Origin of the sequence: Aminobacter aminovorans (assembly GCF_900445235.1) — a bacterium.
GTDB lineage: Bacteria > Pseudomonadota > Alphaproteobacteria > Rhizobiales > Rhizobiaceae > Aminobacter > Aminobacter aminovorans.
The window spans coordinates 738,380-762,376 of sequence record NZ_UFSM01000001.1; the positions used below are offsets into that span (position 1 = coordinate 738,380).

Annotated in this window: 25 protein-coding genes; 15 read left to right on the forward strand and 10 right to left on the reverse strand. The window is 62.0% G+C overall.

All coding sequences use genetic code 11. The features are described 5' to 3' along the window. Positions 1-65 precede the first annotated feature (65 nt). The 6 genes from hslV to DY201_RS03580 all read left to right on the forward strand — a co-directional run bounded on the left by hslV (position 66) and on the right by DY201_RS03580 (position 5,769). Positions 66-614: an ATP-dependent protease subunit HslV gene (gene hslV, locus DY201_RS03555; protein ID WP_115730012.1), complete on the forward strand. Its 549-nt coding sequence runs from the start codon at positions 66-68 to the stop codon at positions 612-614. After that, positions 611-1,720 carry a glycosyltransferase family protein gene (locus tag DY201_RS03560; RefSeq protein WP_115730013.1) on the forward strand — a complete coding sequence of 370 codons (1,110 nt, stop codon included), beginning with the start codon at positions 611-613 and terminating at the stop codon, positions 1,718-1,720. The genes hslV and DY201_RS03560 overlap by 4 nt, the downstream gene beginning before the upstream one ends. A 9-nt stretch (positions 1,721-1,729) precedes the next feature. Further along, the gene (locus tag DY201_RS03565; RefSeq protein ID WP_115730014.1) at positions 1,730-2,233 is read left to right on the forward strand and encodes a GNAT family N-acetyltransferase; all 504 of its coding nucleotides are present in this window, start codon (positions 1,730-1,732) and stop codon (positions 2,231-2,233) included. Beyond that, positions 2,230-3,300 carry a hypothetical protein gene (locus DY201_RS03570; protein WP_172582914.1) on the forward strand — a complete coding sequence of 357 codons (1,071 nt, stop codon included), beginning with the start codon at positions 2,230-2,232 and terminating at the stop codon, positions 3,298-3,300. Before DY201_RS03565 ends, DY201_RS03570 begins: the two co-directional genes overlap by 4 nt. A 28-nt stretch (positions 3,301-3,328) precedes the next feature. Beyond that, positions 3,329-4,636 carry an ATP-dependent protease ATPase subunit HslU gene (gene hslU, locus DY201_RS03575; RefSeq protein ID WP_115730015.1) on the forward strand — a complete coding sequence of 436 codons (1,308 nt, stop codon included), beginning with the start codon at positions 3,329-3,331 and terminating at the stop codon, positions 4,634-4,636. A gap of 173 nt (positions 4,637-4,809) precedes the next feature. After that, positions 4,810-5,769 carry a DUF1402 family protein gene (locus DY201_RS03580; RefSeq protein WP_115733566.1) on the forward strand — a complete coding sequence of 320 codons (960 nt, stop codon included), beginning with the start codon at positions 4,810-4,812 and terminating at the stop codon, positions 5,767-5,769. 6 nt (positions 5,770-5,775) lie between these two features. On the opposite strand, the gene DY201_RS03585 is transcribed toward DY201_RS03580, so the two are convergent. Genes DY201_RS03585 through DY201_RS03600 form a run of 4 tightly spaced genes read right to left on the reverse strand, consistent with a single transcriptional unit; the run spans position 5,776 to position 8,528 of the window. Then, positions 5,776-6,150 carry a helix-turn-helix domain-containing protein gene (locus tag DY201_RS03585; RefSeq protein ID WP_115730016.1) on the reverse strand — a complete coding sequence of 125 codons (375 nt, stop codon included), beginning with the start codon at positions 6,148-6,150 and terminating at the stop codon, positions 5,776-5,778. Continuing rightward, complete coding sequence (locus tag DY201_RS03590; protein WP_115730017.1) at positions 6,147-6,692, reverse strand: Smr/MutS family protein; 546 nt, start codon at positions 6,690-6,692, stop codon at positions 6,147-6,149. The genes DY201_RS03585 and DY201_RS03590 overlap by 4 nt, the downstream gene beginning before the upstream one ends. Beyond that, a complete protein-coding gene (mltA, locus tag DY201_RS03595; RefSeq protein ID WP_115730018.1) occupies positions 6,689-7,795 on the reverse strand; it encodes a murein transglycosylase A in 1,107 nt (368 codons plus the stop codon). Before mltA ends, DY201_RS03590 begins: the two co-directional genes overlap by 4 nt. Before the next feature lie 22 nt (positions 7,796-7,817). Then, positions 7,818-8,528 (reverse strand): Tim44/TimA family putative adaptor protein, encoded by a 711-nt coding sequence (locus DY201_RS03600; protein ID WP_115730019.1) that lies wholly within the window; start codon positions 8,526-8,528, stop codon positions 7,818-7,820. A gap of 216 nt (positions 8,529-8,744) precedes the next feature. Here DY201_RS03600 and DY201_RS03605 point away from each other — a divergent pair, with 216 nt between their 5' ends. Then, positions 8,745-9,218, forward strand: coding sequence for an FxsA family protein (locus DY201_RS03605; RefSeq protein WP_067965892.1), 474 nt, complete (start codon positions 8,745-8,747; stop codon positions 9,216-9,218). A 110-nt stretch (positions 9,219-9,328) separates the two neighbouring features. Beyond that, positions 9,329-9,823, forward strand: coding sequence for a protein-export chaperone SecB (secB, locus tag DY201_RS03610; RefSeq protein WP_067955790.1), 495 nt, complete (start codon positions 9,329-9,331; stop codon positions 9,821-9,823). A 69-nt stretch (positions 9,824-9,892) separates the two neighbouring features. On the opposite strand, the gene dnaQ is transcribed toward secB, so the two are convergent. From dnaQ to DY201_RS03635, 5 genes are all read right to left on the reverse strand, one after another. After that, positions 9,893-10,600, reverse strand: a complete 708-nt coding sequence (gene dnaQ / locus DY201_RS03615; protein ID WP_115733567.1) for a DNA polymerase III subunit epsilon — start codon at positions 10,598-10,600, stop codon at positions 9,893-9,895. A gap of 70 nt (positions 10,601-10,670) precedes the next feature. Continuing rightward, positions 10,671-11,261 carry a dephospho-CoA kinase gene (gene coaE / locus DY201_RS03620; protein WP_115730020.1) on the reverse strand — a complete coding sequence of 197 codons (591 nt, stop codon included), beginning with the start codon at positions 11,259-11,261 and terminating at the stop codon, positions 10,671-10,673. Then, positions 11,258-12,097 (reverse strand): shikimate dehydrogenase, encoded by an 840-nt coding sequence (locus DY201_RS03625; RefSeq protein ID WP_115730021.1) that lies wholly within the window; start codon positions 12,095-12,097, stop codon positions 11,258-11,260. Before DY201_RS03625 ends, coaE begins: the two co-directional genes overlap by 4 nt. Further along, complete coding sequence (locus tag DY201_RS03630; RefSeq protein ID WP_115730022.1) at positions 12,090-12,689, reverse strand: Maf-like protein; 600 nt, start codon at positions 12,687-12,689, stop codon at positions 12,090-12,092. The genes DY201_RS03625 and DY201_RS03630 overlap by 8 nt, the downstream gene beginning before the upstream one ends. Before the next feature lie 53 nt (positions 12,690-12,742). Next, positions 12,743-13,564: a pyruvate, water dikinase regulatory protein gene (locus DY201_RS03635; protein WP_115730023.1), complete on the reverse strand. Its 822-nt coding sequence runs from the start codon at positions 13,562-13,564 to the stop codon at positions 12,743-12,745. A 400-nt stretch (positions 13,565-13,964) separates the two neighbouring features. Between DY201_RS03635 and hemE the strand changes: the two genes are divergently transcribed. The 3 genes from hemE to rho all read left to right on the forward strand — a co-directional run bounded on the left by hemE (position 13,965) and on the right by rho (position 16,962). Beyond that, complete coding sequence (gene hemE / locus DY201_RS03640; RefSeq protein WP_115730024.1) at positions 13,965-14,999, forward strand: uroporphyrinogen decarboxylase; 1,035 nt, start codon at positions 13,965-13,967, stop codon at positions 14,997-14,999. Beyond that, positions 14,996-15,535, forward strand: coding sequence for a protoporphyrinogen oxidase HemJ (gene hemJ / locus DY201_RS03645; RefSeq protein WP_115730025.1), 540 nt, complete (start codon positions 14,996-14,998; stop codon positions 15,533-15,535). Before hemE ends, hemJ begins: the two co-directional genes overlap by 4 nt. A 161-nt stretch (positions 15,536-15,696) precedes the next feature. Next, positions 15,697-16,962: a transcription termination factor Rho gene (gene rho / locus DY201_RS03650; RefSeq protein ID WP_115730026.1), complete on the forward strand. Its 1,266-nt coding sequence runs from the start codon at positions 15,697-15,699 to the stop codon at positions 16,960-16,962. 93 nt (positions 16,963-17,055) lie between these two features. Here the strand turns inward: rho and DY201_RS03655 are convergent, their stop codons facing one another. Beyond that, positions 17,056-19,074 (reverse strand): thioredoxin domain-containing protein, encoded by a 2,019-nt coding sequence (locus DY201_RS03655; RefSeq protein ID WP_115730027.1) that lies wholly within the window; start codon positions 19,072-19,074, stop codon positions 17,056-17,058. A gap of 61 nt (positions 19,075-19,135) precedes the next feature. Between DY201_RS03655 and mnmE the strand changes: the two genes are divergently transcribed. The 4 genes from mnmE to DY201_RS03675 all read left to right on the forward strand — a co-directional run bounded on the left by mnmE (position 19,136) and on the right by DY201_RS03675 (position 23,964). Then, a complete protein-coding gene (gene mnmE / locus DY201_RS03660) occupies positions 19,136-20,455 on the forward strand; it encodes a tRNA uridine-5-carboxymethylaminomethyl(34) synthesis GTPase MnmE (protein WP_115730028.1) in 1,320 nt (439 codons plus the stop codon). Between the two features lie 168 nt (positions 20,456-20,623). Further along, entirely contained in the window at positions 20,624-22,498 is a 1,875-nt protein-coding gene (mnmG, locus tag DY201_RS03665; protein ID WP_115730029.1) for a tRNA uridine-5-carboxymethylaminomethyl(34) synthesis enzyme MnmG, read from the forward strand. Next, the gene (gene rsmG / locus DY201_RS03670) at positions 22,495-23,127 is read left to right on the forward strand and encodes a 16S rRNA (guanine(527)-N(7))-methyltransferase RsmG (RefSeq protein WP_165916053.1); all 633 of its coding nucleotides are present in this window, start codon (positions 22,495-22,497) and stop codon (positions 23,125-23,127) included. Before mnmG ends, rsmG begins: the two co-directional genes overlap by 4 nt. Positions 23,128-23,166: 39 nt before the next feature. Then, on the forward strand, positions 23,167-23,964 hold the full coding sequence (locus DY201_RS03675) for a ParA family protein (protein WP_115730030.1): 798 nt from the start codon (positions 23,167-23,169) through the stop codon (positions 23,962-23,964). The last annotated feature ends 33 nt before the right edge of the window (positions 23,965-23,997 follow it).

Genomic DNA, 23,997 nt, shown 5'->3' on the forward strand with positions numbered 1-23,997 from the left:
GACGCCAACTTCCACTCGTAACGCGCAAGCCGCCAAAGAGGGGCCGCGCGCCATCGGAGCAACATATGTCCAACGAACAGAGCATGCACGCCACGACGATCGTGACCGTGCGCAAGGGCAACAAGGTGGTCATCGCCGGTGACGGCCAGGTCAGCCTCGGCCAGACCATCATGAAGGGCAACGCCCGCAAGGTCCGTCGCCTCGGCAAGGGCAACGTGATCGCCGGTTTTGCCGGCGCCACCGCCGACGCTTTCACCTTGCTTGAGCGCCTCGAATCCAAGCTCGAACAATATCCCGATCAGCTGACGCGCGCCTGCGTCGAGCTCGCCAAGGACTGGCGCACCGACCGCTACCTGCGCCGCCTCGAAGCAATGATGCTGGTGGCCGACAAGGACGTTTCGCTGGCACTGACCGGAACCGGCGACGTGCTGGAGCCGGAATTCGGCGTGATGGCCATCGGCTCGGGCGGCAACTATGCGCTCGCCGCGGCACGCGCCTTGATGGACACCGACAAGGACGCAGAGGAGATCGCCCGCAAGGCGATGCAGATCGCCGCCGACATCTGCGTCTACACCAACCACAGTTTCGTGGTTGAGACGCTCGACGCTGCATGAGCACGGGCGGCGCAACCTGTTCCGCGGGCGCGACCCTGCCTCCGCAGCGCAGGGCACTGCGACTGCCTGACCGGTTCGATCTTGCGCCGGTCGACGACCGTAACTTCTCGGCATGCGAGCGGGTTGGGCAAGCGATCGACGCGGTCGTCGCCGGGTGGCTCGCCAACCGCGGCTACGACAGGCTGTTCGTGACGCTCGCTACGCCGGACTTCGCAATGGGCCTGTCCGCGCTTGTTCGCTCGCTGCGGAAGGTCAGCGACGTCCCCATTCTTGTCCTTACGCAGGGTGATTTCGTACCCGATGTCGAGGCCGACGACGTGGCATTCCTTGAGGTGCCACCATTGGTGCGCCTCGGCCACGCCTTCCCTGCCGATGCGCAGCATCTCGCGGTGACGCTCAGCAAGCTATGGGTCTTTTCGCTGACCCGGCCGGCGCGCGTCGCCTTCATCGATGCAGACTGCCTCGTGCTTCAGCCTATAGACGATCTCTTCGACGGTGAGGGCTTCGTAGCGGTGCCCGATCTCTTCATCAACTACAAGACACCCGCCTTCAATGCGGGTGTCTTCGCCTTCACGCCATCCGCCGAAATCAGTCGCGGGCTCTTTCAACGGCTGCCGGAACTTTCGGTGGGGGACGGCGACCAGGGCATCCTCAACGCCTTCTTTCCCAACTGGCGGCAGTTGCCACAGGGGCTTAACTTCCTGCGCGCCCATGCGCTCGTGCGCGCGCAGGCCCAGGACCAGGCGATCAGGATCGTGCACTACACGCCCTCGAAGCCCTGGGTACCCGCTCCCGTTTCGCCGCGCGACCCGGTGCTCGCCCCACTCGACGAGCTCTGGACAGAGCGGCTGACGCCCGTCGAGCATGTCGCGCTGGTGCGTGATTGGCGGGCACGCCTGGCCACGGCCGAAGCCAACATCGCCTCGTGGATGGGGCCGGACGCTGCAAAATTCCGTCAGGACGACGTGGATCTTGCCGATGGCAGGAAGCGTCGCAGGCGCGAGCGGCGTTTGAAATGCGGGCTTATCGCGCTTGTAGTCCTGCAGGCAGTGCAAGCAAGTTTTTTTGCCTGGATGCTTCTCCATCAGACGAATGCTTTGAAGTAAGGGGTTTGTATGACGTCCTACACATTCCGATCCGTCGAGCTGGACGACTTGGCTATCCTCGCCGAGTGGCTCGCCGAGCCGCATGTCGCTGAGTGGTGGGACGATCCCGAGACCGAGATCGCGCTGATCAAGGAGCACATCGACAGCATCTCGGTCGAACCGCTGATCATCGAGCTGGACGGCAAGCCGATAGGCTACCTCCAGAGCTACGATCCGCATATGGAGGACGACCATCCCTACCAGGACCAGCCCTTCGGCACGCTCGGCGTCGACCTGACGATCGGCGTACCGGGGCTGATCGGCAGGGGGCATGGCTCGGCGATCCTCGCGCAGTTCGTCGAAGAACTGTTCGAGGAGGGCGTCCCGCGCGTCATCATCGACCCGCATCCCGACAACAAGCGGGCGATCCGGGCCTATGAAAAGGCCGGCTTCGTGGCTTTCGACACGCGGACCTCCGAATATGGTCCGGCCCTGATGATGGCGCGTGATGCCGAAGAGGATTTCGACGCATGAACAGGCCTCAGGCAGCGCAGGAAATGCTCGCCATATCACCAGACGCGCTGCAAACCGCGGTCGAAAGCGGCCTGGTGACGGCCCAACAGGCGCAAGGTCTGCGCGACCTGGAACAGGCCAGGACCCCGGCGAGGGATGCCGAACCGCATGATGACGAGAAGTTCCGCTTCATCAGCGGCTTCAGCGACATCTTCGTGACCATCGGTCTGGGCCTGTTTCTCGGCGCCCTGGGCTATTTCTCCGCCAACATGATCGGCAATGCCGGCATGTCCGCCGTCATCGCTACGGCGAGCTGGCTTCTGGCCGAGTATTTCACCCGCCGGCAGCGCATGGCGCTGCCCAGCATCGTATTGCTTCTGGTCTATGCAGGAGCAATCTTTTCGACGGTTGCGGAAGCCTTCAATCCCAGCCTCAGCTTCGGCATGGGTCTCGGCAACCACGGCGGCTTGCCGATCGTTGTCGCCGGGCCCGTGACCGCCGCGGCAACCGCATTGCACTACCGGCGCTTCCGGGTGCCGGTGACGATCGCAGCCGGCGTGGCAGCCCTCGTCGCTTCGGCCGTTGGCCTGTTGTTCATGCTGGCGCCAGACTTCGCCGAGGAGGCGGCCAAGCCATTGCTGCTGGCCTGCGGCCTGGCCGTCTTCACGCTCGCCATGCACTTCGACCTGAGCGATCCGCAACGCCAAACGCGGCGCACCGACGTCGCGTTCTGGCTGCATATGTTGGCGGCACCGCTGATCGTGCACCCGCTGATCAGCGGCCTCGTCGGCGAGCCCGGTTCCGACGTCGTACCGGCGTGGAGCATCCTTGCGATGTTCGTCGGACTGGCGTTGGTCGCGCTCGTTGTCGACAGGCGCGCAATCCTTGTCTCGGGCCTGTCCTATGCCGGCTTTGCCTTTGGCGCCCTGGTCGTCAAAGCGGGGCTGTCGGACAGCGTCGTGCCGTTGACCATGCTGGTGCTCGGCGCACTGGTGCTGCTGCTCAGTGCCGGCTGGCATGCGCTGCGCCGGACCCTTCTGTCACTGCTGCCTGGCGCCCTTGCGCGCCGGCTTCCAGCCCATACATAAGCCCCAACTGAGTATCGAGAGTATCGACATGTCCACATTCTCCCCCCGTGAGATCGTTTCAGAACTCGACCGCTTCATCATCGGCCAGAAGGACGCCAAGCGCGCCGTGGCCATCGCCCTGCGCAACCGCTGGCGCCGCCAGCAGTTGGAAGGCCAGATGCGCGAAGAGGTCATGCCCAAGAATATCCTGATGATCGGACCCACCGGCGTCGGCAAGACCGAGATCTCGCGCCGCCTGGCCAAGCTGGCCGGCGCGCCCTTCGTCAAGGTTGAGGCGACCAAGTTCACCGAGGTCGGCTATGTCGGCCGCGACGTCGAGCAGATCATCCGCGACCTGGTCGAAATCGCCATCGGCCTGGTGCGCGAAAAGATGCGCGAGGACGTCAAGGCACGTGCCCACGTCAACGCCGAGGAACGCGTGCTCGAAGCCCTCGTCGGCAAGACGGCCAGCCCGGCCACCCGCGACTCGTTCCGCAAGAAGCTGCGCGACGGCGAGCTCGACGACAAGGAAATCGAGGTCCAGGTCGCCGACACCGGCAATGGCGGCATGCCCGGCTTCGACATTCCCGGCATGCCCGGCGGCAATATCGGCGTGCTCAACATCAACGATATGCTGCAGAAGGCGATGGGCGGCCAGCGCACCAAGTCGCGTAAGACGACCGTCAAGGAATCCTATGCGCTACTGATCGGCGACGAGTCCGACAAGCTGCTCGACCAGGACGAGGTGGTTCGCCGGGCGCTCGAAGTGACCGAGAACGAAGGCATCGTCTTCCTGGACGAAATCGACAAGATCGCGCGCGGCGACGTCCATGGCGGTCCGTCACGTGAAGGCGTTCAGCGGGATCTGCTGCCGCTCGTCGAAGGCACGACGGTTGCGACCAAGTATGGGCCGGTGAAGACCGACCACATCCTGTTTATCGCCTCCGGTGCTTTCCACGTCTCCAAGCCCTCGGACCTTCTCCCGGAACTGCAGGGCCGCCTGCCGATCCGCGTCGAGCTTCGGGCGCTGGAAAAGGACGACTTCCGCCGCATCCTGACCGAAACCGAGGCGAGCCTGATCAAGCAGTACATCGCCCTGATGGAGACCGAAGGCGTCAACCTTGAGTTCACCGACGACGCCATCGACGCGCTCGCCGGCATTGCCGTCGACCTCAACGCCAGCGTCGAGAACATCGGCGCACGTCGCCTGCAGACGGTGATGGAGCGCGTGCTCGACGAGATCTCCTACGATGCGCCGGATCGCAACGGCACCACGGTGAAGATCGATGCAGCCTATGTGCAGAAGCATGTCGGCGACCTCTCGAGGAACACCGACCTGTCGCGCTTCATCCTCTGACATCAGCTCCGGCCGCTCGGAAAACGGGCCGGCTCGACTTTGCAGTGTTAGCGGAACATGTGGCCGAATGGTTCCATCCGGCCACCTTTCGCCACCGGGCGGAGACAATATCCTCGACTAAGCCTGGGGCATTTCCTAGTTTGCCCTGACAACGCTTGGGCAAACAGCAGCACATGAAACGCGTATTTTTCTCGGCATTTCTTCTGGCGACGGCTTTCGCCATTCCGCAGGCGTCGGCGACGACCATCGTCGCGGCCGGTAACGTCCATGCCGAACAGCCCGATGTTCCGGGCGCCTCGTCCAAGCGCACCAAGGCCGGCAAGACGACCTTCGACGCCAAGTACCGCAAGGTCTATGCGCTGCTGCAGAACGACGCCGAGTTGCGCGGCAAGATCAGGACGGTAGCTAACGCCTACGGCATCGACCCGATGCATATCGTCGGCGCCATCGTCGGCGAGCACACCTATAATGTCGACGCCTACGACCGGCTGCAGACCTACTACGTCAAGGCTGTTTCCTACCTCTCCAGCAAGCTGCGCTTCGCTTACGAAGGCGAGGATATATCCGATTTCATCAAGCGACCCGAATTCGCCGATTGCGCCGGCAAGTCGGGCAGCTACGATCTCTGGGAATGCCGCGAGCACGTCTGGAACCAGCATTTCCGCGGCAAGAACGTGAGCGGCACCAGCTTTCCCAATGACCGCTTCAGCGCCACCTTCTTCCAGCCCTTCTATGCCGGCCAGACTTTCGGCATCGGCCAGCTCAACCCGCTGACCGCGCTGCAGATGAGCGACGAGGTTCACAAGGTTTCCGGTCTGCCCAAGCTCGACGAGCGCGATCCGAATGCCGTCTACAAGACGATCATGGATCCCGACCTGACGCTGCCTTACGTCGCTGCGACACTGAAGACGTCGATCGACGCCTACAGGAACATCGCCGGCTTCGATATTTCGCAGAATCCCGGATTGACTGCGACGCTCTACAATGTCGGCAGCCCAGAAGCCCGTGCCTATGCGCTGAAAGCCGAGAACGAGCGGCGCCAGGCGGCCGGCGAGCCGGCAAAACTGCCCGAAGAAAACTATTACGGCTGGCTGGTCAACGACCGCTTGGCTGAGCTCGAGGCGTTGTTCTAGGCGGGACTACCTGCGCTTCTTGCGCGCGATCGCCTCGCGGACCTGCGCATTCAGTGCCGCCAGTTCAACATCGTTCAGTTCGTCGATCGCTTCGGCCATGAGGTTGGCAAGCTCGGTTGCTGCCGGCGACAATCCTGCCGTGTCGACGACCACCCGTGGATGCGAGCCCTCGGCCAACTTCTGCAACTCCTCGGCATCATCCCAGATGACGTTGAAGTAGCCGATGATCTTCTGGATCATCGCCCAGGTCGGCACACCACGATGGCCATGCTCGAGGGCTGAGAGATAAGCGGCGCTGACACCGATGCCAGCGGCCATGTCCTTCTGGCTGACGCCGCGTTCGCGCCGGAGTTCGCGGATGCGTTCGCCAAGCGGCGTCATGCACCGAGCCTCCGCCTGATCCTGATGTAAAGCGCGCCGGAGCCGCCATGGTGGCGCTCGGCATGGTCCTGGCTCGAAATCAGCATGCGAAAGGGAGCTGTATCCAGCCAGGCCGGAACCATGCGCTTCAAAACGCCGTCGCCGCCCTTCGAATTGCCCTTGCCGGTGATGACCAGCACGTAGCGCAGGCCGCCGGCATGTGCGCGACTCAAGAAGGCATACAGCAGCGAATAGGCCTCGTCCTGGGTCATTCCGTGCAGGTCGACCCGCCCCTCAATCGGCAGGCGGCCCTTGGAGAGTTTGTCGCGTGTCGGAACATCGAGCGTATGGGCGACATACTGCCGCTTCGGCAGCGTCGGCGCCGCCGCCACCTGTGCCTGCACCGCCGGAGCGGGAGCTGCCGCCGGTTTTTCCTGCTGTGCTGCGGGAATTTCCGGGATCTCGACCGCGCGCCTGCCCTTGAGCGGCGCGGTGGTGCGGGCGATGACGTTCCACAGCACGCGTTCTTCGTCGCTCAGCTTGCGGTCGCGGCGCGAGCTCATGACTGAGCCCCGACGATCAGGGATTTCGGCAGAAGCGCGAAGAAATCAGCATCGTTGCGGACGACGCCGGCGACTTCGCCCGCCGCGAAGCCGGAACCGGCAAACAGGTCGCCACGCGCCGGGCCCGTTATCGCGGAACCCGTGTCCTGGGCGATCATCAGCCGGGCGAAGGGTTTGCCGCCGAATGCGGTGAGACCGGGGGCGACGATATGAAACGGCGTGCCGAAGGTGTGCAGCAAACGGTCGACAGCAACCGAACGGCCAGGCGTCAGCGGCACTTTCGCGGCGGCGATCGGACCCAGCATTGCATCATCCACCTCGGCCTGCCGGAAGAAGATGTAGGACCGATTCTGCCAAAGGATCTCATCGACACGGTGAGGATTGGCTTTGAACCAGGCCCGGATCGATTGCATCGTCACCAGTTCGAGCGGGATTTCGCCAATCTTGGCGAGAATTCCACCCGGACCGGTGAAGCGCTGGCCGGATTTGGCGGCATAGGTCACGCGACGCAGCGACCCATCGATCATGTTCAGCCGGGCAGCGCCCTGGACATGGACGAAGAACACGTCGACCGGATCAGCGACCCAGGCGATCTCCAATCCTTGACCCGACAACGCACCCTGTTCAATCGCGGGGCGGTCGAAATACTCGATCAGCCCGTCCGGTGTGTTCCTGGCAAAAGCGAGGTAGGGGTCCATGCCGGCGGGTCGATTGGCGTCATCGACATCGACGAGATCGCCTGGGCGCGCCAGCAGCGGCACGGAAAATGTGTCGGTGCGAACAGGAGAGGCCTCAACGTCAGGCTCATAAAAGCCGGTGACGAGGCCATGGTCGCGGTCTTCGGGTGCGACGAGGGCAGGCTGGAAATGGCGCTCGAAGAACGCGCGGGCTTCGCTGCCATTGGCAGCCGGCTTTTCGCGCGCCTCGGCATAGGCTGGGCCAAAAGCGTCGAAAGCGACGCCGAGGGCGCCGCTGCGGTAGGGTTTGGTCAGGACGTGGAAAGCAGAGAGACAGAAGGCCTCGAAGGCATCCAACTGGTCATCTTCATGCCAGCCCGGCAGGTCGGCGAAACCGACCGGAGTGAATGCGGGCGAGAGCAGCACGGGCTTCGCCCGCCACGCGCGATCAGTCTTCTTCCTCGGTGGCGACGAGCTTCCAGTTCGGATCGCGCGAGCGGGTGTCACGGGCGAAAGTCCAGACGTCCTTGACCTCGGCCACCGTCTCCGGATCGCCGTCGATAACCTCGCCAGCCTTGTCGCGGGTCGCCGAAATCAGCTCCGAGACGATACGCAACGTCACATGTGCCTCACCGCCCTTCATCTCGGCCGAGACGATGTCGGCCTTGTCGATGCCGACGAAGGAGGACTGGATCTTCTCCGAACGGCCCTCGCGATCGGCGATGGCCGCGACGAAGCCGTCGAAGACTTCACGCGACAGGAGGTTCTTGAGCGTCTTGCGGTCACCGTCGGCATAGGCCATGACGATCATCTCGTAGGCCATCTTGGCGCCATCGACGAAGCCCTTGGGCTCGAAGGAAGCGTCGGCATCCTTGATGGCGCGCAGGCCCTTGTTCAGGTCGGTGCCCGGCTTGGCGAAAGCGTCGATCGCGACATAAGCATCGTCGGCAGCCTCGCCCGGAGCGCGCTTGCGCTGCGGCAGCGACACGACGTTCTCAGGCTTGCCATTGGCGTCCTGCGGCTTGCTGCGGGCTGCAGTGTAAGGATCGAAGGGGGGACGTTCGTTGCCAGTGCGGCGTCCAAGCACGTTACGCAGCTGAAAGAAGATCACGACCGCTGCGATCAGAAAGAAAATCGTGCCGAAATCGAAGAATTCCATATCTTCCGCCGATCCGTCCCTTGTTCGCGGCCGAAGCCAGCTTATGTGCCATTCGCCGGCGCCGCATCTGTGCCGCGCCCGTAGCCCTTGCATATAGAACGCATGCGCCAATCATTCAAATTAAAGGCGCAGCACCCTATCTAAAGATGTATGCACTATGCCTGTGACCGCATCTGGCTGTCACGTCAACTCAAACCGGACGGATCGACGCTCTTCATGCTGCCCCTCCTGCTCCTTGCCCTGCCTTTGCTCGAGATTGCCGGCTTTGTGGTGGTCGGCAGCGAAATCGGCGTGCTTGCGACAATCGGCCTGATCCTGCTCAGCGGCATCGTCGGGTCGATCCTGCTGCGCGTCCAGGGTTTCGGCGTCATGACCCGGATCCGCAAGGAAATGGATGCTGGCCGCGATCCTTCCAAGGAACTGGCCAATGGCGCGATGATCGTGCTGGCCGGCATCCTGCTTTTGATCCCGGGCTTCATCAGCGACATCATCGGCATCCTGCTGTTCCTGCCGCCGGTGCGGGCGCTGGCCTGGCGCTTTCTCAGCAAGCGGGTGCGCTTCAGCACCGACTTCGGCGGCTTTGCCCGCCGCGGCGGTCCGGCCGGTGGCAAAACCATCGACCTCGACGAGGATGACTTCACGCGCCAGCCTGACCCCAATTCGCCGTGGCGCTCGATCCGCGACGAGTAGTCGAAGGCTCCCCACGCCGGCAAAACCTTGTCTTGGCATGCCGAGCGTGCTAGCGAACCGCGGATTCCAATCCGGGCCGCTTCGCGGCCAAGCCAAGAGGACATGGGCTAATGGCCACGAATGAAGCGCCGGAAGGCGCCAACGGCAACGGTAATGCGCAGCAGCCCACGCTCAACGTGCTGGCGCAGTATGTGAAGGACCTTTCCTTCGAAAGCCCCGGCGCTCCGAATTCGCTGCGCGGCCGCGATAAGGCCCCTGGCATCAACATCAACGTCAACGTCAACGCCAACCCGATGACGGACAAGCAGTTCGACGTCAACCTGACGTTGAGCGCGAAGGCTGCCTTCGACAAGGATGTGCTGTTCAACGTCGAGCTGGTGTATGGCGGCGTGTTCCGCATCGACGGCTTCCCGCAGGAGCACATGCTGCCGCTGCTCTTCATCGAGTGCCCGCGCCTGCTGTTCCCGTTCGCTCGCCAGATCATTGCCGAAGCGACCCGCAACGGCGGCTTCCCGCCGCTTATGCTCGACCCGATCGATTTCGCCCAGATGTTCCAGCAGAAGATCGCCGAGGAACAGGCCGCTTCCAAGGTCAAGGTCAGCTAAGACTACGCCTTCAAGCGTTATCAATCGAAAGCCCGGCCTCTGCGCCGGGCTTTTTCGTTGGGGTCAGTTCTATTCGGCTGGTGAAAGCAGTTTGGCCCAAAGGGCCTTTTCACCAAGGCCGCCGACGAGCTTGTCGTGGGCGGCAAGTTCAGCCTCGGTCAGGCGCGGCGGCAACGGCTCGGGGCGTACGGCGACGACAATCTCGATCTGCCTCGTATTGCCGCCGCCATTGGCCGACGAGAAATTCTCCAGCACCAGCGCCGACTGCTTGCCGCCGATCAGTTCGATATAGACCTCGGCCAGAAGCTCGGAATCGAGCAAGGCACCGTGTTTGGTGCGGCGGCTGTTGTCGATACCATAGCGCCGGCATAACGCGTCGAGCGAGTTCGGGCCCATCGGATGCTTGCGGCGAGCAAGCGCCAGCGTGTCGATCAGGCGGTCGGGCTCGATCGCCGGCTGGTCGAGCCGGGCGAATTCGGCATTGATGAAGCCAATATCGAAAGTGCCGTTATGGGCGACAAGCTTGGCGCCATCGATGAACTCGATGAACTCGTCGATGATCTCGGGAAAAGTCGGCTTGCCCTCGAGGTCGGCGTTGGAGATGCCATGCACATCCTGCGCGTCCGGGTGAACCTGTCGCCCCTGCGGGTTGATGTATTTGTGGAAGGTGTTGCCGGTCGGAAAGCGATTGATCATCTCGATCGCGCCGATTTCGATCACGCGGTCCTCGCGGTTGTCGAGGCCTGTGGTTTCGGTGTCGAAAATGATCTCGCGCAAATGCTGATTCTCCTTGGCCGACAGCATGCCCTCCCGAGCAGCCGGCGAACAAGTGCGGCGATCAGCCTGCTTAGGGCTTACCCACCATCAATTGGGCAACGATGGCTTGAACTGCGGCCCGCGCCGGCTCCAGTCCATTGCCGGTGTCGACGATGTAGTCGGCAAGCTTGCGCTTTTCAGCGTCGGGAAGCTGCTTGGCGAGGATCGCCTCGAATTTCTGCTCGGTCATTCCCGGGCGCGCCAGAACGCGTTCGCGCTGGACATCGGCGGGCGCGGTGACAACCACGACCGCATCGACACGACCCCTGCCATTGGTCTCGAACAGAAGCGGGATGTCGAGGACGGCGATGGGCGCACCGGCTGCGCGGCTGCGCTCCAGAAAGGCGTTGGCGTCGGCACGAACGAGCGGATGGATGATGCTCTCAAGCTTCTTCAGCGCCGCGGTATCGCCCAGCACGTGGCGGGAAAGCTCGATGCGGTCGACGACACCATCCCTCACGGTTCCCGGGAAGGCGGATTCGATCAGAGGGGCAGCCTGGCCGGCATAGAGGCGATGCACCGCCTCGTCGGAATCGTGAACCGGAACGCCGGCCTCCACGAACATCTTCGCCGTCGTCGACTTGCCCATACCGATCGATCCCGTCAGCCCGAGAACGATCATTTCTTGGCGTCCAGATCGGCGACGATCAGGTTGCGCAGATCGGCAGTAACCTCGGGCCGGTGGCCGAACCAGCGTTCGAAGCCGGGCACCGCCTGATGCAACAGCATGCCGAGCCCGTCGACAGTCTTTAGCCCACGCGCCCTGGCTGCGGCGAGCATCGGTGTCTCGAGCGGCACATAGACAATGTCGGTGACGATGGCGTGGCCAGGCAGGGTGGATGGATCCGCAGGCAGGCCCTCGTTGCCATGCATGCCAAGCGCCGTCGTGTTGACCAGCAGCGACGCATCGCCAAGCAGCTCCGTGGTTGCCGCTTGTGGGTGCGCGCTGACGCCGTCGCCGAACTGGTCGGCAAGTTCCACCGCACGCGCGACAGTGCGGTTAACGATGCGGATGTCTTTAAAGCTACGCTGCTTAAGCGCGTGGATGATCGCCCGCGAAGCGCCGCCAGCACCCAGAACCACGGCAACATCGCTGCTGGCAGCCCAGCCCGGTGCGAGATGGTCGAGATTGGCGGCAAATCCATAGGCGTCGGTGTTGCCGCCCCAGAGCACACCGTCATCCAGCCAGACGGTGTTGACCGCGCCGATCTGCTCAGCGGCTTCGTCGCGGCGCTGGACCGCGGCGAAGGCAGCTTCTTTGTGCGGGATGGTGACGTTGCCACCACGCAATCCGGCCGCGGAAAGCCCGGCGAGGAAAGCTGCAAAATCCCTTGGCGCGACATCGATCGCGGTGTAACTGCCGTCGATGCCGTAACGTTTCAGCCAATGGCCATGGATTTTCGGCGAGCGCGAATGCGCGATCGGATGGCCGCAGACGAACGCCTTCAACTCAGCCATCGATGGCTCCGAGCTGACGCAATTCCTTGAGCACGGGCAGCAGCGGCAAACCGACGATGGTGAAATGGTCGCCTTCGACCTTCTCGAACAGCTGGATGCCTTCGCCTTCAATCTGGTAGGCGCCGACGCTCGACAGCGCCTTCTTGCCGACACGGGCAAGGTGGCGGCCGATGAAGGCTGGATCGAGTTCGCGCATCGTCAGCGACGCAATCGCCACATGGCGCCACAAGGTTTCGCCGTCACGCACCAGCACCACGGCGCTGTTGAGCTGATGGGTCTTGCCGGACAGCTTCAGCAGATGGCGGCGCGCGCCTTCCATGTCGTCCGGTTTGTGGAACACTTCGTCGCCGAGCGACAGCGTCTGGTCGCAACCGAGTACCAGCCGGCCGGGATGCTCTTCGCTGACCGCCACCGCCTTGGCCTCGGCCAGCACCAGGGCTACCTCCTCGGGCGTAGCCCCACTTTCGGCCAGCGGCGCTTCCAGCGCCCGTTCGTCAAGATCGGCCGGGATTGCGTCGACGGCCACGCCGGCGCTTTCGAGCATGGCTTTGCGGAAGGGGCTTCCGGAAGCAAGGATAAGTTTTTCGGTCACTGGTATTGCCTGAAAACGAACCGCGCAGGCGGTGTTGCTGGGTGCTTTTGGTCCTAGCGGCTCTTGTTGCGCAGGGCAACGATCGCGGCGGCCGTTTCCTCGATGGAGCGGCGGCTGACATCGATCATCGGCCAATTGTGCTTGGTGCAGATCTTGCGCGCATAGGCCAGTTCCTCGGTGATCGAGGCGCGGTCGATATATTCCTGAGCGTCGAAAGCCATCGTCGTGCCGAGGATGCGGTTCTGGCGCACATGCGAGATTCGCTCGGCGGTAGCGATCAGGCCGACGACCAGCGGCTTCTCCGCCTTGACCAGGCTGTCGGGCACCGGAACGCCGAGCACGATCGGGATGTTGGCGGTCTTGATGCCGCGATTGGCAAGATAGATGCTCGTCGGCGTCTTCGACGTCCTCGATATGCCGATCAGCACGACATCAGCCTGTTCCATATCGGCAGGCAGTTGGCCGTCGTCATGCTCCATGGTGAAGTTGAGCGCGTCGATGCGGCGGAAATATTCCGCGTCGAGAACGTGCTGCGCGCCGACACGGCGGCCCGCCGGCGCGCCGAGATAGGACTGGAATACCGACAGCACCGGCTCGAGCACCGAAACGCATGGCAGGCCCATCGACGCGCAGCGGCTGTCGATGAGGCCGGCAAGGTGCTGGTCGACGACGGTGTAAAGCACGATACCCGGTTCTTCCTCGATGTCGTCGAACACCTTCATCAACTGCTTTTCGGTGCGGATCAGCGGGTAGATGTGCTCGATCGCCCGCGCATCCTTGTATTGCGCCGACGCCGCGCGCCCAGCCGCCAGAAGCGTCTCGCCGGTGGCGTCGGAAATCAGATGCAGATGGAAGAAGCTCTGGGGTTTGTTCACAGCGGGCGCCTGGGTCTGTGGTCAAATGTGGATAAACGGGCGGTTCGGCCCGAAGCGGTGGTCGCGACTGTATCAGATGACGACTTGTCCACAATTCGCGTCGCTGTCTGTTTCGATTCAGCGGCGGGGAGTATTGTGGGGATAGTTTTTTAGTCCCCAGCTGTCCACAGAATCAGCACGCACGATAGGTCCGGCTAGATTCCTGATTCAAATCGCCGAATCCGCTTGCTGCCCGAAGTTTTCCCCGCTGGCGAAAACGGCCGCGCGTCACTATGACAAGTGGATATCTGAGGCCGCCTATGGACAGGTCGGAATTCTCGATTCCAACAGACTCTAAGAATTAGAAGAATCCTTCAGAATAAATTTTTGTTTATAGAAGGCTCAAGGAAAGGCAGACCTGATGCCCGTGAAACGCGCCCTGCTCCAAGTGCTGAAAGGCGAGAGCCTCGAGGTTCCGCCGCTCTGGATGATGCGCCAGGCAGGCCGCTATCTCCCGGAATATCGGGAGAGCCGAAAGAAGGCCGGAAGTTTCCTCGATCTCTGCTACAACCCCGACTTCGCCGTTGAAGTGACGCTGCAGCCGATCCGACGCTTCGACTTCGATGCCTCGATCCTGTTCTCGGACATTCTCGTCGTTCCGCACGCGCTCGGTCGCGACCTGCGCTTCGAAGAGGGCCGTGGACCTCTGATGACGCCGATCGCCGCGGACGAAGTTGCTGCGCTTGACGGTGAAAAGTTTCACGTGAATCTCGAACCGGTCTACGAAACCGTGCGCCGGTTGCGCCGCGAACTGCCCGAGAAAACGACACTGATCGGTTTCTGTGGCGCGCCATGGACTGTCGCCACCTACATGATCGCCGGGCATGGCACGCCTGACCAGGCGCCGGCGCGGCTGTTTGCCTATCGAGAGCCGGAAGCGATGGCGCGGTTGCTGCAAATCCTCGCCGACCATTCTGCCGCCTATCTCATCCGCCAGATCGAAGCCGGCGCCGACGTCGTTCAGATCTTCGATTCCTGGTCGGGCGTGCTCGACGAGGCGACGTTCGAGGCCTGTTGCGTCAAGCCGGTCACTGAAATCGTGCGCAAGGTCCGCGCGGTCTATCCCGATGTTCCGATCATCGGCTTCCCGAAAGGCGCCGGTGCGCAGCTCGACAGCTACAGGCAGCGCACCGGCGTCACGGGCCTCGGCCTCGACTGGACGGTGCCACTGAGCCAGGCGCAGCGTCTGCAGGCCGGAGGGGCCGTGCAGGGCAATCTCGACCCACTCAGGCTGGTCGTCGGCGGCAAGGCTCTGGAAGAGGGCGTGGACGCCATCCTGAAGGCTCTGGTCGCCGGTCCACTGATCTTCAATCTCGGCCATGGCATTACGCCAGAGACACCCGTGGCGCATGTCGAGGCGATGGTCCGGCAGGTGCGAAAGGCAACAGGCCGATGAGCGGCCAGAACGTCGGACCGTCGAGCGGTGTGACGGCGGCCAAGCGAGCCGTCTTCGCCATCGTCGTCCTGGTTGCGCTGACGGCTTTGCTTTTCCTTGCGGCACCTGATGGCTTCTATCCCTGGGCCAAGGCGATCCATGTCATTGCGGTGATCTCGTGGATGGCCGGCATGCTCTATCTGCCGCGGCTGTTCGTCTATCATGTCGACGCGGAGAAGGGGTCGGTGCAATCCGAGACCTTCAAGGTGATGGAGCGCCGGCTGCTGCGCGCCATCATCAATCCGGCGATGATCGTCACCTGGGTGTTCGGGCTGTGGTTGGCCTGGAAGGGCTTCGACTTCGCCGGTGGCTGGCTGCATGCCAAACTGGCTGCGGTGCTGCTGCTTTCAGGCGTGCATGGCTATCTCTCGGCGTCGGTCCGGCGCTTTGCCGAGGACCGTAACGAAAAGCCTTCGCGCCACTGGCGCATCGTCAATGAGATCCCGACGTTGCTGATGATCGTCATTGTCATACTGGTGGTTGTAAAGCCTTTTTGAGTTCCTAAATTTGCTGGACTGCGCCTTGCTCTTTCGTTTCGGGAGGGCTAAAAGGCTGTTCTTCCTTCCCGCCATGCGCCGCCCCATTTTCATTCCCTGGCCGCGCCCGGCGCTTATCGCAAAATGCCGATAGCCAACCTCCCCACGCTCAGAGTCCGTCCATGCAGGAAACTAAACTCGCCGAATTCAAGAACAAGAAGCCACCGGAGCTGATCGCCTACGCCGAATCGCTCGAGGTCGAGAACGCCAGCGTCATGCGCAAGCAGGAACTGATGTTTGCGATCCTCAAGAAGCTGGCCGGCCAGGATATCGAGATCATCGGCGACGGCGTCGTCGAGGTGCTTCAGGACGGCTTCGGCTTCCTGCGCTCGGCCAATGCCAATTACCTTCCCGGCCCTGACGATATTTACATCTCGCCGTCGCAGATCCGGCGCTTTTCACTGAAGACCGGCGACACGGTCGAAGGCCCGATCCGCAGCCCCAAGGAAGGCGAGCGCTATTTCGCGCTGCTCAAGGTCAACACCATCAATTTCGACGATCCCGAAAAGATCCGTCACAAGATCCATTTCGACAACCTGACGCCGCTGTACCCGACCTCACGGCTCAAAATGGAAGTCGAGAACCCGACCACCAAGGACATCTCGCCGCGCGTCATCGACCTGGTGGCGCCGCTCGGCAAGGGCCAGCGCGCGCTGATCGTGGCGCAGCCGCGTACCGGCAAGACCGTGCTGCTGCAGAACATCGCGCACTCGATCACCACCAACCACCCCGAATGCTACCTGATCGTGCTTCTGATCGACGAACGTCCGGAAGAAGTGACCGACATGCAGCGCTCGGTGAAGGGCGAGGTCGTGTCCTCGACCTTTGACGAGCCGGCCGTTCGCCACGTTCAGGTCGCCGAAATGGTCATCGAGAAGGCCAAGCGCCTCGTCGAACACGGCCGCGACGTCGTCATCCTGCTCGATTCGATCACCCGTCTCGGCCGCGCCTACAACACCGTCGTGCCGTCATCCGGCAAGGTTCTGACCGGTGGTGTCGACGCCAACGCGCTGCAGCGGCCGAAGCGCTTCTTCGGTGCCGCCCGTAACATCGAAGAAGGTGGTTCGCTGACAATCATCGCCACCGCTCTTATCGACACCGGCAGCCGCATGGACGAAGTCATCTTCGAAGAGTTCAAGGGTACCGGCAACTCGGAAATCGTGCTGGACCGCAAGGTCGCCGACAAGCGCATCTACCCGGCGATGGACATTCTCAAGTCCGGCACCCGCAAGGAAGATTTGCTCGTCGCACGTCAGGACCTGCAGAAGATCTTCGTGCTGCGCCGTATCCTGGCGCCGATGGGAACCACCGATGCGATCGAGTTCCTCATCGACAAGCTCAAGCAGACCAAGACCAACGCCGATTTCTTCGATTCGATGAACACCTGACGCATCGCCCCGAAAATCGTAGGCGATTTTCGAAAAGCACGATGCGCAAACTGGAGCGTCTCTTGTGCGTCTGCCGCACGGCGTTCCGATCGGTCAGCGGCGGCGAAGCGCTTCTTCAAGCTTCGCCGGCTCGCTGATCACAGGCAAACAGATGAGGCCGGTGCAGAGATATGCGCCGGCCTTGTTCGTATCGGGAAGGATGTCGCCGGGCAGTCTCGCCCGCGCCGCGTCCTCACCGAGAGCCAGGAAAATGTCGACGCGGCGTGGATCCGGATTCCGATTCGCTACCGAAACAAGCACTGGCTGCTTTGGATCTTCGACGACAATCAGCTTTGAGGGTTCAATCGCCAGGATACAGGCGTTAACGATCCCGGCCTGGCCGTATTGCTGGCTCTGGATGCGGCCGGCGGCGTGTTCAGCGATTGTCGCAGCGCGTTGCTGCAACTCGATGTCGCCCGTGATGTTGGCCAGGCGCACAACGGCCTCGATGATCTGGCTGGTTGCCGAAGGTATGGCTTCGTCGATGTCGCCGCGAATGCGCATAGGCACGTCGAGGCTGTCGGAAGCGGTAAGATAGTGCCCGGTCTTGTCGGCATCGGCGTGCCAGTCCTCGAGCATTTTGACGAAACCAGCACCGTGCTCGAGATATCGCGCATCGCTTGTTGCCTCGAACAGGGAGATGGCCGCGTTGATCATCGCCGCGTAATCGCTCGACAACGCCGGATAGAGCCGTTTTTGGCCAAGACTTGAGTGCGGCAACCGGCCCTCAGGCGTTGCTGAAGCGAGGATTGCAGCGAAGGCACGCGCCGCGGCGGCCACCCAGTCGCTTCTGCCGAGGTTACGTCCGACTTCTGCCAGTGCCATGATGGCCCAGCCGTTCCAGTCCGTGAGCGCCTTGTCATCGCGGCCGGGGCGAATGCGCTGTTCCCGTCCAGTCAGCAGGCGTTTCCTCAGACCTGAAACAAGCGCACGGTCTTTGACGGCCAGGGCACTCTGGGCCGCGTTCTGATGGATGATCGGGGCACCTTCCCAGGAATCCGGCTTGGTGATCGTGAAGTAGTTGAAAAATATAGTTGAATCTTCGCTGAGCACGTCGACTATGTGTTGCGCCGTCCAGGTGTAGAACAGCCCTTCTTCACCCTCGCTGTCGGCATCGAGGCTGGAAGCGAAGGTTCCGTCAGGCAGTTGCAACTCGCGCAACAGCCAGTCGATCGTATCTTCGATTCGTATCCGAAACAATTCATTCCCCGTGGCGGAATAAGACCAGTTCGCTTGACGTATCAGCTGGGCGTTGTCGTAGAGCATCTTTTCGAAATGCGGCACCAGCCATTGCGCGTCCGTCGAATAGCGCGCCAGGCCGCCGCCGACATGGTCGTAGATGCCGCCGGCGAGCATATGAGCCATGCTTTCCGTCACTGCATCGCGATGCTGCTCGTTGCCTGAGCGCAGCCAGGACAGCCACAGTGTCTGCATGAAAGGCGCATTCGGGAACTTTGGGGCGCCGCGAAGCCCGCCCAGATCGTGGTCTATCATGTCGTAGATGCCAGACGCCAACGTCCCGGCCGTTTTGGCAGAGATCTCGGAGCGCGGGCTGCTACCGCCGAGGCGCTTGCCGACATGTCGGGCAAGCTCACCCGCGCTCTGCAGGATGCTGGCGCGTTTGCCGCGCCAGGCGGCATCGACAGCATTGAGCACCTGGATGAACCCCGGCCGTCCGTACCGCGCCTCGCGCGGAAAATAAGTCCCGCCCCAGAACGGCTTGGCTTCGGGGGTCAGGAACATCGTCAGCGGCCAGCCACCTTGTTCGCCCATGCTGGCGAGAGCCGCCATGTAGATCTGGTCGATGTCCGGCCGTTCCTCGCGGTCGACCTTGATGTTGACGAAGAGCCGGTTCATGACCTCCGCGACTTCGGCGTTCTCGAAGCTTTCATGGGCCATGACATGGCACCAGTGGCAGGCGGCATAACCGACCGAAAGCAGGATCGGCCGGTCGAGCCGCACCGCTTCGGCCAACGCCGCCGGCGACCACGGGCGCCAATGCACCGGGTTGTCGCCATGCTGGCGCAGATACGGGCTGCCTTCGTCTCGAAGCAGGTTTTCGTGCGGAAGCATGTGGCAAGCCCAAAACAGTGATATGACGCGTCAACCTAGGGCGCTTCCAAGAGACCGGCAAATGCTATTCACCGATTCGATCGCCGCTTTGTCCAGCGGTCACCTCCCGTCAGGCGTCGCAATCGTCAGAATTTCGGGCCCGCATGTTCGGTTCGCTCTCGAAACGATAGCAGGTAGGGTGCCGCAACCACGTCGCGCGCATTTTGGGCCGCTGAAGGCAGCGGACGGGCGGAAACTGGACCAGGCGCTGACCTTGTTTTTTCCCGGGCCGCATAGTTTCACGGGCGAGGATTGCGGTGAATTCCATCTGCATGGCGGCCGCGCTGTGGTCACGGCACTGCTCGCAGAACTCGGAAAGCTGTCGGGTTTCAGGCAGGCCGAGGCGGGAGAATTCACCCGGCGCGCATTCCTGAACGGCAAGATGGACCTTCTGGAAGCTGAAGCGCTTGCCGATCTCATTAACTCCGAGACCGAGGCACAGCGTCAGTTTGCCGTGATGAATTCCGGCGGTGCGCAAAGCGAGCTCTATCTCGCATGGCGCAAGCGGCTCATTCACGCACGGGCGATGATTGAAGCCGAGATGGATTTTGCCGATGAATCGGACGTGCCAGGCTCGGTTTCCGCTCAGGTGTGGGATGACGTCCGCCAGCTGATTACCGAGATCGGGCGACATGTCGATGGCTACAGCAAGGCTGAGATGATACGCGACGGCTACGACGTCGTGATCCTCGGCGCGCCGAATGCGGGCAAGTCGAGCTTACTCAATGCGCTGGTTCGACGTGAGGCGGCAATTGTCTCCGACGAACCCGGCACGACGCGCGACCTCGTTGAGGCCACACTCGATATTGGCGGCCTGAAGGTTCGCATCACCGACACGGCCGGGCTTCGCGAACCCGCGGGCAAGGTTGAAGCCATCGGCATAGAACGCGCAAGGGAAAGAGCGAAGTCCGCCGACCTGGTGTTGTTCCTTCAGGATATGTCGGTGCCAGCCGAGTTGCTACCGCCCACTGACGCGTCGGCAATAGTGATTGGGACCAAGCGGGATCGCATCACAGGCGTCGACGGCGGCCCGGGCTATACCTTGGCCATTTCGGCGGTGAATGGCGAAGGTATCGACGGATTGATCGAGTTGATCGGCGCGCGTGCAGCGGCGGCGGTCGGCCAGCGTGGTGACGTGCTGCCTTCGCGTCTGCGACATGTAGAGCTTCTGAAGGGGGCCCGTGAGTATCTGTGTGCCGCGCTTGCCGCGCCGGAGAGCTTTCTCGAATTGAAAGCGGAGAATCTGCGCCTGGCGAGTGACCGAATCGGCAAGCTGTCGGGTGCGGTCGATGTCGAGGATCTGCTCGACGTCATTTTCGCGCAGTTCTGCATTGGCAAATGATTCACGTGAAACATTAGGCTGTGGAATCCAAGGATTCACGTGAAACATTGGAATTGACTCGCCACCGCTCGGCCCGGTTGTTTCACGTGAAACCACCGCGACAGCGATTCTCTTGACATGCGCCGGAGATGGGGACATCTGTCTCGCAAACGTTTCCTGGAGACTGTGATGAGTGAGAGCTACGACGTCGTCGTGGTGGGCGGAGGCCATGCTGGTTGCGAAGCGGCCTCGGCCTCGGCAAGGGCTGGCGCCAAGACCGCGCTCGTTACCCTTAGGCGTGATACGATCGGTGTCATGTCGTGCAATCCCGCCATCGGTGGACTAGGCAAGGGCCATCTGGTTCGCGAGATCGACGCACTGGATGGCCTCATGGGTCGTGTTGCCGACGCGGCCGGTATTCAGTTCCGCCTGCTCAACCGCCGAAAGGGTCCTGCGGTGCGTGGTCCGCGCACACAGGCTGATCGCAAGCTTTATCGCTTGGCCATGCAGCAGGCGATTGCGGAACAGCCAGGCCTCACTGTAGTTGAGGCGGAAGTCTCTGATTTTATTATAGATAATGACCGTTTGACGGGTGTCGCACTTAGCGAGGGCCGACTACTTTCCTGTGCCGCGGTGGTTTTGACCACAGGCACGTTCCTTCGTGGGTTGATCCACATCGGCGAACGCAAATTCCCTGCAGGACGGATGAACGAACAGGCTTCGATGGGATTGTCCGAGACGCTGAAGCGGGCGGGCTTGCGTCTTGGCCGATTGAAGACTGGGACACCGCCGCGGCTGGATGGCCGTACAATCGACTGGGCATCACTCGAGACCCAGGCAGCCGACGAGGATCCGGTTCCTTTCTCGCTGCTCACCAACAGGATCAGCAATCCGCAGATCGAATGCGGCATCACGCGGACGACTGACATCACCCACGCCATCATTCGCGAGAATCTCGGGCGATCGGCGATGTATTCCGGGTCGATCGAGGGCGTTGGCCCGCGCTATTGCCCGTCAATCGAGGACAAGATTGTCAAGTTCGGCGACCGGGAAGGACACCAGATCTTCCTGGAGCCGGAGGGGCTGGACGATTCCACCGTCTATCCCAACGGGATTTCGACCTCGTTGCCCGAGGACGTACAACTCGACATTCTAAAGTCGATCCCCGGCCTGGAGCGGGCGGTCATGCTGCAGCCGGGATACGCGATCGAGTATGACCATATCGACCCGCGCGAATTGGAGCTGACGCTGGAGACCAAGCGAATCGGTGGCCTGTTCCTCGCTGGGCAGATCAATGGCACGACGGGCTACGAGGAGGCCGGTGCGCAAGGCCTGCTTGCAGGACTCAATGCCGCGCGCCTCGCCGGCAATAGCGAACAGGTGGTTCTCAGCCGCAGCCAGGCGTACATCGGCGTCATGGTCGACGACCTCACCAGCCGTGGCATCAGCGAGCCGTACCGCATGTTTACCTCGCGTGCGGAATTCAGGCTTTCGCTACGCGCCGACAACGCCGATGAGCGGCTGACACCACTTGCCATTGAAGTGGGCATTGCCTCGGAAGAGCGCGAGAAGTGCTTCGGTCAGATGACAGCGCGGGTCGAAGCGGCGCGCGAATTGACGCAATCATTGAAGCTGTCGCCCAACGAAGCGCGTCGGCACGGCATAGAGGTTAACCTCGACGGTGTGAAACGGTCGCTCTACGAACTGCTGGCCTATCCGAATATCGAGTTCACGCAACTTGTTAAGATCTTGCCAGAGCTGCAGTCGGTTGACGTCAAGACCGCAGAAGCCATTGAAACCGAAGCCAAATACGCCGTCTACCTTGACCGACAGAAGGCCGATGCGGCGTTGATGTTGAAGGAAGAGGAGAGGGTGATCCCGGAAGCGCTTGATTTTGAGTCGGTTCCTGGCCTTTCCAATGAACTTCGGCAGAAGATGCGCGTCCGTCGACCGCGTTCTTTGGCCGAGGCGCAGCGTATCGATGGCATGACGCCGGCGGCTCTGGCCATCATTCTCGCTCATGTACGCAATTCAGAAGCTCAGTCACGCAGGGGCGCCGCTTGAACAATGACGCCTATGCCCGGTTGCAAGAAGTGGCCGGTCCCGTTTCACGTGAAACATTTGAAAAGCTGAGAGCCTTCGAGACTCTGTTCCGTAAATGGGCGCAGCGCATCAATCTCGTGGCACCTTCGACGTTGAACGAAGTCTGGGAGCGCCACATCCTCGACAGCGCCCAGGTCGTGAAGCTTGGCGGCGACGTCAAAAAATGGCTCGACATAGGGTCGGGCGGCGGTTTCCCGGGCCTGATCATCGGTTCGATGATCGCCGAACGGCCAGGAGCGACCATCGATCTGGTGGAAAGCAACCGCAAGAAGACCGGGTTCCTGCAGGCCGTCGTCGGCGAGCTTGGGCTGCCGGCCAAGGTGCATTCCAAGCGAATCGAGGATGTTCATACGGTCATCAAGGCCCCCGAGATATTGAGTGCGCGAGCGTTGGCACCACTACCACTGCTCCTGGCGCTATCCGCCCCATGGCTGGAGTCGGGTACAGTGGCGCTTTTCCACAAAGGTCGGGATTACCGCCAGGAAATCGAAGATAGCGCTCACCAGTGGAGATTCGATCTGGTAGAACACCAGAGCCTGACCGACGCCCAGGGAGTCATCCTCGAGATTCGGAACCTGCGCCGCGCCTAGCTGCAGCGCTGTGACGAGACGGAAAACAGCAGTCGAGCCATGAAGATCACACCTAGAATCATCACAGTCGCCAATCAGAAGGGCGGGGTCGGGAAGACGACGACCGCGATCAATCTGGCGACAGCACTTGCGGCCATCGGTGAGCGTGTGCTCATCATCGACCTTGATCCCCAAGGCAATGCCAGCACGGGTCTCGGCATCGATCGCAAGGACCGCAGCGTGTCGTCCTATGATGTGCTGACCGGTGAGCTGGAAATCGAGCAGGCTGCGATGGAAACGGCAGTACCGGGCCTTTCGATCATCCCGTCGACGCTCGATCTGCTTGGAATCGAAATGGAAATCGCCTCGGCACCCGATCGCGTGTTGAAGCTGCGCAATGCGTTGCGGGCGTCGGCGGAGCGGGCGGCTGGCTACAGCTACGTGCTTATCGACTGCCCGCCTTCACTCAACCTGCTGACGCTGAATTCGATGGCCGCGGCAGATTCCGTCCTGGTGCCGTTGCAGTGCGAGTTCTTTGCGCTCGAGGGCTTGAGCCAGTTGCTTGAGACGGTGGATCAGGTGCGCCGGTCGATCAATCCTGAATTGACGATCCAGGGCATCGTGCTGACGATGTTCGACGGCCGCAACAATCTGGCCAACCAGGTCGTCGAGGACGTACGCGCCCATATGGGCGAGAAGGTCTACGAGACGGTGATCCCGCGCAACGTGCGTATCTCGGAAGCGCCGTCCTATGGCAAGCCGGCGATCCTTTACGACCTGAAGTGCTCAGGCAGCCAGGCCTATTTGCAGCTCGCCTCGGAAGTTATCAGGCGCGAACGTAAACTCCGGGCCGCATAAATCGATTCGGACTCGAAACAAGCTGGACTAAAC

Excerpts from the sequence above, each read along its gene's own strand:
- DY201_RS03560 (WP_115730013.1), top strand. The coding sequence starts at position 611 with ATGAGCACGGGCGGCGCAACCTGTTCCGCGGGCGCGACCCTGCCTCCG.
- rho (WP_115730026.1), top strand. The coding sequence starts at position 15,697 with ATGCAGGAAACTAAACTCGCCGAATTCAAGAACAAGAAGCCACCGGAG.
- DY201_RS03585 (WP_115730016.1), bottom strand. The coding sequence starts at position 6,150 with ATGACGCCGCTTGGCGAACGCATCCGCGAACTCCGGCGCGAACGCGGC.
- DY201_RS03580 (WP_115733566.1), top strand. The coding sequence starts at position 4,810 with ATGAAACGCGTATTTTTCTCGGCATTTCTTCTGGCGACGGCTTTCGCC.
- mnmG (WP_115730029.1), top strand. The coding sequence starts at position 20,624 with ATGAGTGAGAGCTACGACGTCGTCGTGGTGGGCGGAGGCCATGCTGGT.
- DY201_RS03570 (WP_172582914.1), top strand. The coding sequence starts at position 2,230 with ATGAACAGGCCTCAGGCAGCGCAGGAAATGCTCGCCATATCACCAGAC.
- hemE (WP_115730024.1), top strand. The coding sequence starts at position 13,965 with ATGCCCGTGAAACGCGCCCTGCTCCAAGTGCTGAAAGGCGAGAGCCTC.
- DY201_RS03565 (WP_115730014.1), top strand. The coding sequence starts at position 1,730 with ATGACGTCCTACACATTCCGATCCGTCGAGCTGGACGACTTGGCTATC.
- mnmE (WP_115730028.1), top strand. The coding sequence starts at position 19,136 with ATGCTATTCACCGATTCGATCGCCGCTTTGTCCAGCGGTCACCTCCCG.
- DY201_RS03675 (WP_115730030.1), top strand. The coding sequence starts at position 23,167 with ATGAAGATCACACCTAGAATCATCACAGTCGCCAATCAGAAGGGCGGG.
- DY201_RS03625 (WP_115730021.1), bottom strand. The coding sequence starts at position 12,097 with ATGGCTGAGTTGAAGGCGTTCGTCTGCGGCCATCCGATCGCGCATTCG.
- coaE (WP_115730020.1), bottom strand. The coding sequence starts at position 11,261 with ATGATCGTTCTCGGGCTGACGGGATCGATCGGTATGGGCAAGTCGACG.
- hslV (WP_115730012.1), top strand. The coding sequence starts at position 66 with ATGTCCAACGAACAGAGCATGCACGCCACGACGATCGTGACCGTGCGC.
- secB (WP_067955790.1), top strand. The coding sequence starts at position 9,329 with ATGGCCACGAATGAAGCGCCGGAAGGCGCCAACGGCAACGGTAATGCG.
- DY201_RS03590 (WP_115730017.1), bottom strand. The coding sequence starts at position 6,692 with ATGAGCTCGCGCCGCGACCGCAAGCTGAGCGACGAAGAACGCGTGCTG.
- DY201_RS03600 (WP_115730019.1), bottom strand. The coding sequence starts at position 8,528 with ATGGAATTCTTCGATTTCGGCACGATTTTCTTTCTGATCGCAGCGGTC.
- DY201_RS03605 (WP_067965892.1), top strand. The coding sequence starts at position 8,745 with ATGCTGCCCCTCCTGCTCCTTGCCCTGCCTTTGCTCGAGATTGCCGGC.
- hslU (WP_115730015.1), top strand. The coding sequence starts at position 3,329 with ATGTCCACATTCTCCCCCCGTGAGATCGTTTCAGAACTCGACCGCTTC.
- hemJ (WP_115730025.1), top strand. The coding sequence starts at position 14,996 with ATGAGCGGCCAGAACGTCGGACCGTCGAGCGGTGTGACGGCGGCCAAG.
- DY201_RS03655 (WP_115730027.1), bottom strand. The coding sequence starts at position 19,074 with ATGCTTCCGCACGAAAACCTGCTTCGAGACGAAGGCAGCCCGTATCTG.